Raw genomic sequence first — 12,236 nt, 5'->3', positions numbered from 1 at the left:
CCACCCTATGAAGAAGCTGACGGTGTTGGTGGCGGTGGCGGGGGCGCTCGCCGCATGCGGCCCTGTGAAGTCCACCGCGAACATCCTCGACGCCGAAGTCCAGATTCAGGCCGCACGCACGGCCGGAGCCGACAAGTTGGCTCCGTACGAGTGGACCGCCGCCAACCTGTATCTGGAGAAGGCTCGCGAGGAGGTTGGCTACTCCGACTACCAGGCCGGGGTGGATTTCGCGGTGAAGGCCTCCCGCTTCGCCAACGAGGCCCGCGAGAAGGCCATGTCCGTGGCGGGCGATTCCGACAACGGCGAACGGACCCCGAACCCGTGACGCACCGAGCGCTCCCGATGACGCGTCCCTCCCTTGCAGCGCTGCTGTCCCTCCTCCTGGCCGCCAGTTGTGTGAGCGGCAGCAAGATTCGCGCGGACACCCAGGTGCTCGCCGCGGACGTCGAGCGGGCCCGCCGCAGCGGTGCCTTGCGCTGCGCCCCGGTGGAGCTGGCCACCGCCGAGGCCTACCTCGACTTCGCCAAGGGGGAGCTGAGCCAGGGCAACAGCGGTCGCGCCGCCTCCCACGTCCGCGTCGCCGACACGGCGGTGGACCGGGCGCTGGAGCTGTCGAAGAACTGCGGCCCGCGCCAGGTGCTGGTGCGCGAGCGCCCCGAGGCGCCGCAGCCGCAGCAGCCCCAGCAGCCCACGGACGCCAAGCCGCAGCAGCCCCAGGTCGTGGTCCGCATCGAGGAGACGGACAGCGACGGGGACGGCGTGCTGGACAAGGACGACCCCTGCCCCGACCAGGCCGAGGACAAGGACGGCTTCCAGGACGAGGATGGTTGCCCGGACGCGGACAACGACAACGACGGCGTGCTCGACGCGAACGACAAGTGCCCGGAGCTGGCGGGAGTGGCGGAGAACCAGGGCTGCCCGGCCGAGGCGCCGAAGGACCGCGACGGGGACGGCATCGTCGACCCGCTGGACAAGTGCGTGGACCAGCCCGAGGACAAGGACGGCTTCCAGGACGAGGACGGCTGCCCGGACCTGGACAACGACAACGACGGCATCGTCGACGCGCAGGACAAGTGCCCCAACGAGGCGGGCTCCATGACGAACATGGGCTGCCCGGACAAGGACGGGGACGGCGTCAACGACGGTCAGGACAAGTGCCCGGACGAGCCCGAGGACAAGGACGGCTTCCAGGACGAGGACGGTTGCCCGGACCTGGACAACGACGCGGACGGCCTGGCGGATGCGCAGGACAAGTGCCCCAACGAGGCGGGTCCGCCGGAGAACAGCGGCTGCCCGGACAAGGACACGGACAATGACGGCGTGGTGGACCGGCTCGACGCGTGCGTGGATGCGCCCGGCACGAAGGAAGAGCGCGGCTGCCCGAAGCAGTACAAGAACGTCGTCATCAAGAAGGACCGGATTGAAATCAAGAAGCAGATCCTCTTCGGGTCCGGCTCCGCGAAGATCATCGGCAAGCAGAGCACCGCCATCCTCGAGGACGTGGCGTCGGCCCTGAGGGATGCGCCCTGGATTCAGAAGGTCCGCATCGAGGGCCACACGGACTCGCTCGGCAAGGACGAGTCGAACCTGAAGCTGTCGCAGAAGCGCGCCGACGCGGTGATGGCGCAACTGCTGCGCAAGGGCATCGACCCGGGCCGTATGGAAGCGGTGGGCTTCGGCGAGACGCGTCCCATCGCGCCGAACACCACCAAGGCGGGCCGCGCGCAGAACCGCCGCACGGAGTTCAACATCGTCACGCAGTAGCCCGCCCGCCCCGGCCACCTCAAGGCCGGGGCAAGCAGCCCAGCGCCTCCCGGGCACAGTCCCGAGGAGGCGCTTCGCTTTTCAGGGGGTCGGTCGGCACGGGCGCGCGACGACCGAGGGGACGCGGGTCCCCGCGCCCAGGCTCCTCGCACGAGAGTCGACTCCGCCTTCCGTGCGAAGCAGCCGCGAAGGACCTCGCGCGGACGCCGCTCACGAGGCTTCGCACGAGGGCATCAACCCCGCGAGAGTGCCTCAGTCGTCCTTGAGCAGTTCGTGGAGGACCTCGGTGGCGTAGGCACCCCGAGGCAGCTCGAACGCGAGCCACAAGTCCTCGCCATCAGGCGTCAGCTCGGGTGAGCCCAGGCGAACGCGATACGGCCTGCGCCCTCCCTCCGTCTCGCCCCCACCGCGCTTGAAGTCATCCGGCGTGACACCCTCTCCCACCAGCAGGCTTGCCTCGAACTCGCCCACCGTGCCCGTCGCGGCCGTCATCTTCGGGCCGAACAGGGGCCCCGCCGGGCTCACCTCGAACGAGGCCACGCGAGGACCATCCACGTCCGGCGCCTCGCACACGAAGAGGCCGCCCGTCTCCTCCTTGCGCAGCACGTCACCGAGCAGCGCGGTGGACAGCGTGCCGGAACGCACGCGCTCCGCGAGCGCCCGGTTGAAGATGCGCGACTGGAAGGCGGACAGGTACAGCTTGCGCTGGAAGCGCTCGGGCCGCTTCGGCAGCCGCTGCCCCAACACCAAGAGGCGCCCCAGGTCCGCGTTGTCGCCCGCGCGACCGAAGCGCTGCTCCCCGAAGTAGTTGGGAACGCCGCCGGCCGACAGCCGCGAGAAGCACTCGCGCGCCGCGCCCACGTCACTCACTCCACGCAGGCGCAGCTTGAAGCGATTTCCCCGCAGGTGCCCGGTGCGCAGCTTGTTGCCGTGCCGCTTCGACCAGAGCACCTGCACGCCCTCCAGCGCGAACTCCCCCAGTCGGGCCTCCGCGCGGGCGGGCACCGAGAGCAGTTGCCGGGTGACGGCCTGCCGGTCCTTCATGCCCGCGACGCCGATATCGTCCTCGGACACGCCCAGCGACGCGGCCAGCGCGCGCACCACCTCACGCGTGTCCCGGCCGCGCTTCTCGAGCCACAGGTAGAGGTGCTCCCCCTCGCCCGACGGTTGATAGGCGGGAAGCTCCTCGACCTCGAAGTCCTCGGGAACCAGCTTGAAGGCACCACCACAACCAGGAACATCCGCCGTCAACCGCGGCCAATCCGAATCCGTCGTCACGGCCCCTCGAGCGTCGCCAGCAGCTCCTTCACGCGACGGGCAAGGTCCTCGTCCGCGCGCGACTCCAGAAGCTCTCCGGCCTGGAACAGCAAAAAGAACATCACGTCACTGAGCGCCTGCTTGAAGGACGCCAGCGGCTCGCTGCCCAGTTGCGCGCGGTGCCGCTCGAAGGCGTCCATCAACTTGGGCTCGGCCAGGCTCCCGTCCGACTGGAAGGCCAGGCCCTCCAGCACCGGCGATGACGACAGCGCCTGTCCGGAGAGCGCGGCGTTGGCGGCGGCGATGAACTCTCGGTCCATGCCCTGCTTGGCCACCTCGTCGCGAATCTCCCGGAAGATGAAGTTGAACACGCGCGCCACGGGGCGAGGGTCCACCGTCGGAGCGGCGCTCGCGACAGGACGCCCTGTCGTCCCCACGGGCGCGGGCGTGGCCGGAGCCTGCGCCCCCGTGGGCCCCACCACAGGCGAAGGCCCCGCCGGCACGAGAAGCGGCTTGTCCGTCAGCGACGCGAAGCCGCCCTCCAAGAGCCGGTAGACGACCTTGGTGATGTCGAACTCGGACAGGCGCGCGGCGTGGCCCAGGTCCAGGATGGTGCGCCGGCCGTCGAGCAGCCCCAGCACCCGGTCCTCATCCTCCTCCAGCTTCCCGTCCGAGCCGCGCTTGCGCGCCACGTACAGCCGGCCGTGGGGGATGCGCTTCCGGAAGTGCGCCATCTCGTCGATCTTCCGGATGCTGTCCATCAGCAGGCTCTGGGTGGAGAGCTGGATGGAGTGGCTCGCCTTCTCGTCCACCGGCTGGTCGATGAGGAAGAAGCTCCCCTCCCGGCACAGGACGATGGCGTGGAAGATCTCACTGACCTGATGCGTGACGCACTTGAAGAGGTCATGTGCCTGCAGGAAGCCCTTCTCCACCAGCGCGCGGCCCACCTTGGACGGAGGCTGGCCCTTGAGCGCGGCCTCCACCTGCGTGCGGTCCACGTAGCCCAGGCGCACCAGCACCTCGCCCAGCCGGTCCGCCGGGTCATCCGACGAGGCGCCACGCACCTCGCCGTCCCGGAACGTGACGGAGCGCTCGCCGCCAGGGGAGTGGACGCGGATGATGCCGCTCCACCGCGACTGGCTGAGGAAGGCCATCAGGTCCGACAGCGGGAAGCCGCCCGCGTCACCGGAGAGCACCACGCGCGGAGCGGCGATGGTGCCGCCCTCGGACGGGCCCCGGGCGAAGACGAGCAGGTCCGGCGCCGTGGGCATCAGCGCGTACGTCCCCGACCGCCCCGCCAACGGAGAGGGGCTCTGGCGATCCTCGGGGACGAGTTGCCCCGCGTCGATGCGGAACCGTTGCGTCATCTCCGTGTCAGTCAGCCGCCCAGGCGTTCTTGTTCGTCACCCACTCCAGCTCATCCTCCAGGCTGTGGTTGAGCAGGTCGTCCTGGATGAAGCTCAAGTCGAGCGCGCGTCCGTTGAAGTACACCGTCGGCGTCCCCGACAGTCCGGCCGAGCGGCCCTGATTGCGGAAGCCTTCCAGCTCCTGCTTGTAGGCGTCCGACTTGAGCACCGCCGCCAGCTTCGCGCCGTCCAGCCCCAGCTCCTTCGCCAGCGCGGGCAGGGCCTCCGGCTTGAGGTTCTCCTGATGGGCGAAGAGCGCGTCGTGCATCTGCCAGAACTTGCCCTGGTCTCTCGCCCACAGGGCCGCCTGCGCCGCCGGCAGCGCGTTGACGTGGTTGGCCAGGGGGAACGGCAGGTAGCAGAAGCGCACCTGCACCGGGTTCTTCTTCGCGAAGGCCTCCAGCACGGGCCGGGCCTTGGCGCAGTAGGGGCACTCGAAGTCGGAGAACTCCACCACCGTCACCGGGGCGGCCGCCGCGCCCATGCACATCCGGTCATCCACCTTGAACTGGGCGCGCTGCTCGCGGAAGGCGCCGTAGTACTGGGACAGCTGGACGATGACCTCGGTGGCGGGGCTGCCCTCGGACACCATGCGCGCGGCCACCCGGGCCATGCGCTTGGCGTGGCGGCAGGTGTTGTGCGACTTCAGGCAGGCGCCCAGGGTGTGCGGGCAGCCGCAGTAGCAGAACTCGTCGCTCAGGACGGTGGCCAGCTCCCGCTTGGACGCGGCGGAGAGCGAGGAGAAGTCCATGCCGGGGATGCCGGAGAGGGCCGCGGCGGGGTCCGTCGGGGCGGCGGCGGGCGGGGCCGGGGGCGGCGGCGCGGGCGCGGCGGGAGCCGGAGCGGCGGCCGGGGCCGGATTCGAGGCGGGCGCGGAGCCCTCCGGGTTCTTGCAGCCCGAGCTGGTCAGCGCCATGGCGGCCAGCAGGGGAATGACACGCTTCCAGCAGGAGAGGAGCACGCGGCGGGTCTTAGCCACGCTCGCGGGGCTTGTAAAGCAACGCAAGCCTTGGCAGGAGCCTCCTTGCCCATGCCCAGAGTCCTGCTCCTGCATACCGGTGGCACGTTGGGGATGGCCGGTGGTCGGCCCTCCGCCCTGCGCCCCGCCGCCTTCTTCAAGACGCTCAAGGCCCGCGTCCCGGAGCTCTTCCAGCTCGCGGACATCGAGCTGCAGCTCTTCAGCAACCTGGACAGCTCGGAGATGCAGCCGGAGCTGTGGGGGCGGATGGCCACCCACCTGCACCAGCAGCTCAAGGACTTCGACGGGGCCGTGGTGACCCATGGCACCGACACGCTCGCCTACACGGCCAGCGCGCTGTCCTTCATGTTGCGCAACCCGCCCTGCCCCGTGGTGCTGACGGGCTCCCAGCGCCCCTTGGGAGAGGTGCGCTCGGACGCGCGGCTGAACCTCATCGACGCGGTGCTGTCCGCGCTCCAGGGGCCGCGCGAGGTCACCATCTGCTTCGACTCGCACCTCTATCGGGGCAACCGCACGCGAAAGGTGAAGGTGTCCGAGTACGACGCCTTCGAGAGCCCCAACTGCCCCGTGCTGGGCACCCTGGGCGTGGACGCGACCTTCGAACCGGGCCTGCGGCCCAAGGGCCCCTTCCGCCTCTACGAGAAGCTGGATCCGCGCGTCTTCCTCCTGAAGGTCTACCCGGGGTTGGATCCCGCCCTGCCCCTTCAATTGCTGCCGCACGTCCGGGGCCTGGTGCTGGAGGCGTACGGCGCTGGCAACTTCCCCATCGACCCGGCCCTCGGGCGCTCGCTCATGCCCCTGTTCATCCAGGCCCGGGAGCGGGGCGTGCCCATCGTCGTGGTGAGTCAGGCCCACCGCAACGGGGTGGATCTCAGTCTGTACGAATCTGGAGCGGCGTCCCTGGCCCAGGGGGCGGTGGGCGGGGCGGACCTGACGCCCTCGGCGGCGCTGGTGAAGCTGATGCAGGGGTTGGCCTACCATCCCCGCTCTCCCGAGGCGCTGGCGCGCTTCATCCAGACACCGGTGGCGGGAGAGCTGACCGTCGGACGCAAGACAGTCGAACCCCTGGGTCAGCGGCGCCACAAACCGACGCGGTGAGTCCAACCCTGGCGAGGGTTGTCGGCAAGGAAGCCGGCAGCATGCTTGCCGCCATGAAAAAACGGCCCTTAAGATGGGTATCGCGATGTCCGAGGAGAAAACTTCCGTCCATTCCATTTCGGACCTGCTGGGCAACGGCCAGCGGCAGAGCGCCTATCTGATCGTCATCAGCGCCAAGTCCGCGGCGGGTATCGGCCGGATGTTCAAGCTGGACCGCTCTGAAGTCGTGCTGGGGCGCAGCTCCGAGGCGCAGTTCCAGGTGGAGGACGACGGCATCTCGCGCAAGCACGCCAAGGTGGTGGCGCTGGGCGACGGGCGCTTCCAGGTGGTGGACCTGGCGAGCACCAACGGCACGTACCTCAACGGCCTGAAGGTCAACGCCGCCCCGCTCTACGACGGCGACAAGATCCAGATCGGCTCCAACACCGTCCTCAAGTTCTCCATCCAGGACGAGTTGGAGGAGCAGTACCAGCGCAGCATCTATGAGTCCGCCACTCGCGACGGCCTCACCCGCGTCTACAACAAGAAGTACTTCCTGGAGACGGTGCGCAAGGAGTTCAGCTACTGCCTGCGCCACCGGGTGAACCTGTCGCTGGTCCTGTTCGACGTGGACCACTTCAAGAAGATCAACGACGCGTACGGGCACCCGGCGGGCGACTACGTGCTGACGCGCATCGCCCAGCGGGTCAGCGACACGGTGCGCACCGAGGACCTCCTGGCGCGCTACGGCGGCGAGGAGTTCGCGCTGATGCTGCGTGAGTCCGCCGAGGACCAGGCTCTCGCCTGCGCCGAGCGCTGCCGGTACGCGGTGGACAAGGCGGACTTCGTCTTCGGCGGCACGCCCATCAAGGTGACCATCAGCCTGGGCGTGGCGACGCTGCTGGACTCGGACTTCTCCCAGCCCGAGGACCTCATCGCCGCAGCGGACAAGTACCTCTACCGGGCCAAGCGCGCGGGACGAAACCGCTCGGACGCCAAGGCCATCAGCGGTCCCTGAGGAAGGGCGCGGAGCAGCTACACCGCGCCGACGTCGCCCGCAAGCAGCCACCCCGCCTGGCGCCGCGGATCAATTCCCGAAGCCCAGCCGCCGCAGCCCCTCGCGAGACACGTGCTGGACATGGGTGTCCGCGTCCCGGGCCACGGCGTCCGACAGCGCGGCGGCGGCATGCGGCCCACCCAGTCGGCCCAGCGCGAGCGCCGCGGCCACGCGGACCTCGGACACCGGATCCTCGCGCAGGCAGGAGGCCAGGGCCTTCACGTGGCCCGCGCGGCCAATGGCCTCCAACGCCCGGGCCGCGGCGGCGCGCACCACCGGGTGCTCCGAGCCGAGCAGCTCCGCGACAGTGTCCCCTCGCGTCGACTGGCGCTGGCCCGCGACCACCGCCAGCGCGGCGGCCACGACTTCCGGCGCGTCGTCCTCCAGCGCGCGAGTGGTGGCATCCATCACCTCCGGATTCCGGAAGGACAGCGAGCCCAGCACCCGCACCGCCCCCGCGCGAATCACGGGCCGCGAGTCACGCAGGTACGGCGACAGCGTCTGCACCCGCTCGTTCTCGCTCTCGCGGCAGTCCGCCAGCGACGCCAGCGCCTGGCCCCGCAGCTCGGCGGGCATCCTCGGGTCGCTCGCCACGTCCAGGAAGAAGCCCGCACAGCCCTTCTCCCGCACCATGGCCTCCAGCCAGGGCTTGGACACTGCGGCGTCGCGGCCCTCCACCCGACGCTCGGCGGCCACGCGCAGCGACGTGCCCTCCGACTCCGCCATCCTCCGAGCGGCGGATCCACGCACCTTCGGATCCGCGTCCTCCAGCGCGCGTTCCAACTCCTTGCGGGCCAGGGGGCCATAGACGCCCAGCGACAGCACCGCCGAGTCCCGGCGACGGGGCTCGGGCGCAGTCAGCTCCGGCTGCAGCTCCTCCAGCTCCCGCGAGTACACAGCGAAGAGGCGATTCACGAGCACCTCGTCCACGGGCTTCGCCTCCTCCAGCAACAGGCGGCCCACCGACGTGCGCTGCCGCAGCGCCACGGCCTTCAGCGCGGCGGCGCCAATGGCGTCACTGCTCTCCGGACGGGTGGCCGTGGCATCGAGCAGCAGCCGCGCCGGCTTGCGCCCCAGGAACACGCCCAGGTGGCCGAGCGCCGCCCCGCGCGAGCGCGGATCCTCCGCGTACAGCTCCACCTCCAGCGCCTGACGGATGGCCTCACGGCGAGCCCACACCCGAGCCGCCGCCTCCGGCCCCCGCGCGCCCGCATCCCGCAGGAACGTCGCCGAGGATTGATCCGACTCCGCGGCGGCGCGAGCGGCGGTGAGACAGGCCTGCAGGTCCGACGACGGGGGCGTGCTGGCCACCCACTCCGCCAGCACCCGCCGCTCGGAGAACCCCTTCCCCTTCGCCTCCGCGCGCACCGAGGCCCAGCGCACGCGCCAGTCCTCGTCCTTGCGAGAGGACGCCAGCGCGTCACGGGGCGCGGGCCGGATGTTGCCCAGCGACGCCACCCAGGAGTCCACCCGTCCGCCGGACAGACAGGCCCCACACACCCGGGCTCGCAGGGCCCGCTCGGCCACGTGCCGTTGGCAGGAGTTCCAGCAGTCGGTCGTCCCGGTGCCGCCACGCTGACCGGTCGCCAGCAGTACCATCAGGATGAGGGCAGGGCTCACGCAGCGGACAGTGTAGTGCATCCGCCCCGGGCTTTTCCCTCCTGCGTCCTTGCGTTTTGGCCCCCGCTAGGACATACCCGCTCCCCTTTTGAGGTACACACACATTGACGCATGGCGGAAGGAGGTGAACTCATGCCCGGTATCCGAGTGAAAGAGGGTGAATCCATTGAAAGCGCTCTCAAGCGCTTCAAGAAGGCCACTGAAAAGGCCGGAATCCTTTCCGAGATCCGCAAGCGCGAGCACTACGAGAAGCCTTCCGTGAAGCGGAAGAAGAAGGCCCTCGCCGCCAAGAAGCGCGCGGTGAAGAAGGCCCGCAAGTCGTTCTAGTCGCGAGGCCGGCGTGAGAGCCGGGGCGCCCTCCAGCAGTCAGGTGCCCTGGCTCCCGTCGTCCAGTCCCCCCGAACCACCACCCAGCGGAGTCGCATATATGGCAACCCTCAAGGAACGGCTCGACGCGGACCTGAAGGACTCGATGCGGTCCAAGACCGAGCTGCGCACCACGGTCATTCGAGCCATCAAGAGCGCCATCAAGTACAAGGAAGTGGAGCCCGGTGCGTCCGCTCTCGATGACGCGGGTGTGCTGACCGTCGTCGCCGGCCTCATCAAGAAGGGTCGCGACTCCGTGGAGCAGTTCAAGGCCGGCAACCGGCCGGAGATGGCGGAGAAGGAAGAGGCGGAGATCGCCGTCCTCCAGAGCTACCTCCCCCAGCAGCTCACCCCCGACGAGCTGGCCGCCGCCGTCCAGGCCGCCATCGCCGAGGTGGGTGCCCAGAGCTCCAAGGACATGGGCATGGTGATGAAGAACCTCACCCCCAAGATCCAGGGCAAGGCCGAGGGCAAGGCCATCTCCGAGGCCGTCAAGGCGCAGCTCGCGAAGCTCGGCTGAAGTCGTCTCCCACCCGTTCGGGGTCGCTCGCTTGCTCCCGCGACCCCTCGGGTGGATGGGATTGGGGTGAGCGGAAACTTGCTCCCCCGTCTCCCCGTCATTAAGTGCCAGGGCCAGTCCGCCGTGCGCCCCTACCCCCCCAGGGGTGGCGCCGTCGGGCCGTAGGAGCCCCAACGTGTCCCCAGCCTTCCCATTCGCCCCCCGCCGCCGGTCCTTCGCCCTCGTGGGCGGGGTGATCCAGCGGGTTGGCGACCAGACGGGCGACGTCAGGCCCGGCTGCCAGGATGTCGGGAGTGCGCCCGCCCAGGTGCGGGACGAGGGGTGGCCGACATGATCCCGGAACACAAGATCCAGGAAGTCCTCGAGCGTGTAGACCTCGTGGGCCTCATCTCCCGACATGTGGAACTGAAGAAGGCGGGCCGCGAGTGGAAGGGGCGCTGTCCCTTCCATCAGGAGAAGACGCCGTCCTTCTACGTGGTGCCGGAGAAGAACTTCTATTTCTGTCACGGCTGCCGGGCGAGCGGGGACGCGGTGTCTTTCGTCCAGCGCTACCTGGGCAAGACGTTCCTCGACTCGGTGAGGGACCTGGCGCGCGAGCTGGGCATCGACCTGGAGGCGCAGCAGGACCCCGGCATGCGCGAGCGCCAGCAGCTCAAGGAGGCCACGGACCTGGCCGCCGAGCACTTCCGCTCCATCCTCTGGCAGGACGAAGGCCGCTCCGCGCGGGCCTACATCGCGAGCCGCGGCGTGTCGGAAGAGACGGCGCAGTCCTTCGGGTTGGGCTGGGCGCCCAACGCCTGGAGCCTGCTCGCGGAGCGCTGTCAAAAGACAGGCATGTTGGAGTGGGCCATGAAGGCCGGGCTGGTGCTCAAGCGAAACACCGGAGACGGCTGCTACGACTTCTTCCGCAGCCGGCTGATGGTGCCCATCCGCGCTCCCGAGGGCCGCCCCATCGCCTTCGGTGGCCGCCTCGTCGGCGCCGAGGAAGGGCCCAAGTACCTCAACTCGCGCGAGTCGCGGCTCTTCAACAAGAGCGACACGCTGTTCGGCATGGACCAGGCGCGCGACGAGGTCCGCAAGCGCAAGTCCGCTGTCCTCGTGGAGGGCTACTTCGACTGCATCGGCCTGCATCAGGTGGGCGTGCGCCACGCGGTGGCGCTGTGCTCCACCAACCTCACCCCGGGCCACATGCAGGTGCTCAAGCGCGGCGAGGCCCGGGAGCTGGTGCTCCTGCTCGACGGGGACTCGGCCGGAATCGCGGCGGTGGAGCGGCTCGCCGGTCCCCTGCTCGCCGCCGGGGCGACCGCCCGGGTGGCCTTGCTTCCCCAGGGGGATGATCCAGACGTCTTCGCGCGTCGAGAGGGAGCGGAAGGCGTGGAGCAGCTGCTGGAAAGCGCGCAACCGCTCACCGCGTACCTGTTCGCCTCCCTGCTCCCCCAGGGCAAGGGGGCGTCTTTCGAGGAGAAGATGGCGGCACTCGAGCGGCTCAAGCCCGTGGCGGCACAGGTGCCCGTGGGACTGGTGCGCGCGTCGCTCTTCTCCGCCCTCGCGGAGCACTTCGGCTGGCGCTCCAATGACGTGGAGGCCGCGCTGCGCAGCAAGGTGCCCCCCACGCCCAAGCCCGCCGCTTCGGGTTCACAGGATGGCGGTGCCACCGCGGCCGCCCGCCCGCTCCCCGAGAAGCCGCCCCCGCCCATGGAGGCGCTCTATGTGGCCACCGTGCTGAGGGACCCTCGCCTGCTCGACAGGGATGTCTTTCGTGTCTGTGACGAGCTGTCCCACATGGGACTGCGCATGGCGCTCGCGCACGCCACGTCGGGCCAGGGCGCGCAGGACGCGCTCTTCGAGGCTGGCGAGTCCGTGAAACGCGCCATCGAGACGTCCTGGCGCCAGCTCCCCTCGGAAGGACAGGAGCTGGAGCACGCCTTCTTCGCCATCTGTCGGGAAATCATGGTGCGGCGCATCGATGAGCGGCTCACTTATATAAAGCGCGCGACAGAGCAGACGCCGGGAGCGTTCGACCTCACGGAAGAGACGCGGCAACTGTTGTCGGAGCGCGTGGAACTGCTGGCGCTCAAGAAGCGTGTCCTGGAGGAGCTCAAGCCCGCTTCCCCGGGAACAAAGGCGCCCATGCAACCGGTTTGACTTCGCGTTTGTAAGAAACCCTGACTTTGCGGTAGATCGGCCGGC

At 69.6% G+C, this 12,236-nt stretch carries 11 protein-coding genes; 7 read left to right on the top strand and 4 right to left on the bottom strand.

The window, feature by feature from the left end:
- The first annotated feature begins 7 nt into the window (after positions 1-7).
- Together G4D83_RS01435 and G4D83_RS01430 are read left to right on the top strand one after the other, a co-directional pair.
- The gene (locus G4D83_RS01435) at positions 8-325 is read left to right on the top strand and encodes a DUF4398 domain-containing protein (protein ID WP_163861739.1); all 318 of its coding nucleotides are present in this window, start codon (positions 8-10) and stop codon (positions 323-325) included.
- 17 nt (positions 326-342) lie between these two features.
- Positions 343-1,764 carry an OmpA family protein gene (locus G4D83_RS01430; protein WP_163861736.1) on the top strand — a complete coding sequence of 474 codons (1,422 nt, stop codon included), beginning with the start codon at positions 343-345 and terminating at the stop codon, positions 1,762-1,764.
- 252 nt (positions 1,765-2,016) lie between these two features.
- Here the strand turns inward: G4D83_RS01430 and truD are convergent, their stop codons facing one another.
- Genes truD through G4D83_RS01415 form a run of 3 tightly spaced genes read right to left on the bottom strand, consistent with a single transcriptional unit; the run spans position 2,017 to position 5,406 of the window.
- Positions 2,017-3,042, bottom strand: coding sequence for a tRNA pseudouridine(13) synthase TruD (gene truD, locus G4D83_RS01425; protein ID WP_163861733.1), 1,026 nt, complete (start codon positions 3,040-3,042; stop codon positions 2,017-2,019).
- Positions 3,039-4,388, bottom strand: a complete 1,350-nt coding sequence (locus G4D83_RS01420) for a DUF4388 domain-containing protein (RefSeq protein WP_163861731.1) — start codon at positions 4,386-4,388, stop codon at positions 3,039-3,041. The genes truD and G4D83_RS01420 overlap by 4 nt, the downstream gene beginning before the upstream one ends.
- A gap of 7 nt (positions 4,389-4,395) precedes the next feature.
- A complete protein-coding gene (locus tag G4D83_RS01415) occupies positions 4,396-5,406 on the bottom strand; it encodes a DsbA family protein (protein WP_240356085.1) in 1,011 nt (336 codons plus the stop codon).
- Positions 5,407-5,457: 51 nt separating this feature from the next.
- Between G4D83_RS01415 and G4D83_RS01410 the strand changes: the two genes are divergently transcribed.
- Together G4D83_RS01410 and G4D83_RS01405 are read left to right on the top strand one after the other, a co-directional pair.
- Entirely contained in the window at positions 5,458-6,504 is a 1,047-nt protein-coding gene (locus G4D83_RS01410) for an asparaginase (protein WP_163861728.1), read from the top strand.
- Between the two features lie 85 nt (positions 6,505-6,589).
- Positions 6,590-7,501, top strand: coding sequence for a GGDEF domain-containing protein (locus G4D83_RS01405; protein WP_141644120.1), 912 nt, complete (start codon positions 6,590-6,592; stop codon positions 7,499-7,501).
- Positions 7,502-7,570: 69 nt separating this feature from the next.
- Here G4D83_RS01405 and G4D83_RS01400 read toward each other — a convergent pair whose 3' ends face one another.
- Positions 7,571-9,181 carry a HEAT repeat domain-containing protein gene (locus G4D83_RS01400; protein ID WP_163861725.1) on the bottom strand — a complete coding sequence of 537 codons (1,611 nt, stop codon included), beginning with the start codon at positions 9,179-9,181 and terminating at the stop codon, positions 7,571-7,573.
- Positions 9,182-9,292: 111 nt separating this feature from the next.
- Between G4D83_RS01400 and rpsU the strand changes: the two genes are divergently transcribed.
- The 3 genes from rpsU to dnaG all read left to right on the top strand — a co-directional run bounded on the left by rpsU (position 9,293) and on the right by dnaG (position 12,191).
- The gene (gene rpsU, locus G4D83_RS01395; RefSeq protein WP_002614080.1) at positions 9,293-9,487 is read left to right on the top strand and encodes a 30S ribosomal protein S21; all 195 of its coding nucleotides are present in this window, start codon (positions 9,293-9,295) and stop codon (positions 9,485-9,487) included.
- Between the two features lie 100 nt (positions 9,488-9,587).
- Positions 9,588-10,046 (top strand): GatB/YqeY domain-containing protein, encoded by a 459-nt coding sequence (locus G4D83_RS01390; RefSeq protein WP_163861723.1) that lies wholly within the window; start codon positions 9,588-9,590, stop codon positions 10,044-10,046.
- 330 nt (positions 10,047-10,376) lie between these two features.
- Positions 10,377-12,191: a DNA primase gene (gene dnaG, locus G4D83_RS01385; protein WP_163861720.1), complete on the top strand. Its 1,815-nt coding sequence runs from the start codon at positions 10,377-10,379 to the stop codon at positions 12,189-12,191.
- Positions 12,192-12,236 lie beyond the last annotated feature (45 nt).

The organism is Myxococcus eversor, from assembly GCF_010894455.1.
In the GTDB taxonomy this organism is placed as follows: domain Bacteria; phylum Myxococcota; class Myxococcia; order Myxococcales; family Myxococcaceae; genus Myxococcus; species Myxococcus eversor.
This window is presented reverse-complemented; position numbering and strand designations above follow the sequence as displayed.

Bases quoted from the DNA above. Each gene is read 5' to 3' on its own strand.
- G4D83_RS01435 (WP_163861739.1), top strand. From the start codon at position 8: ATGAAGAAGCTGACGGTGTTGGTGGCGGTGGCGGGGGCGCTCGCCGCA.
- G4D83_RS01430 (WP_163861736.1), top strand. From the start codon at position 343: ATGACGCGTCCCTCCCTTGCAGCGCTGCTGTCCCTCCTCCTGGCCGCC.
- G4D83_RS01420 (WP_163861731.1), bottom strand. From the start codon at position 4,388: ATGACGCAACGGTTCCGCATCGACGCGGGGCAACTCGTCCCCGAGGAT.
- G4D83_RS01410 (WP_163861728.1), top strand. From the start codon at position 5,458: ATGCCCAGAGTCCTGCTCCTGCATACCGGTGGCACGTTGGGGATGGCC.
- G4D83_RS01405 (WP_141644120.1), top strand. From the start codon at position 6,590: ATGTCCGAGGAGAAAACTTCCGTCCATTCCATTTCGGACCTGCTGGGC.
- G4D83_RS01400 (WP_163861725.1), bottom strand. From the start codon at position 9,181: ATGCACTACACTGTCCGCTGCGTGAGCCCTGCCCTCATCCTGATGGTA.
- rpsU (WP_002614080.1), top strand. From the start codon at position 9,293: ATGCCCGGTATCCGAGTGAAAGAGGGTGAATCCATTGAAAGCGCTCTC.
- G4D83_RS01390 (WP_163861723.1), top strand. From the start codon at position 9,588: ATGGCAACCCTCAAGGAACGGCTCGACGCGGACCTGAAGGACTCGATG.
- dnaG (WP_163861720.1), top strand. From the start codon at position 10,377: ATGATCCCGGAACACAAGATCCAGGAAGTCCTCGAGCGTGTAGACCTC.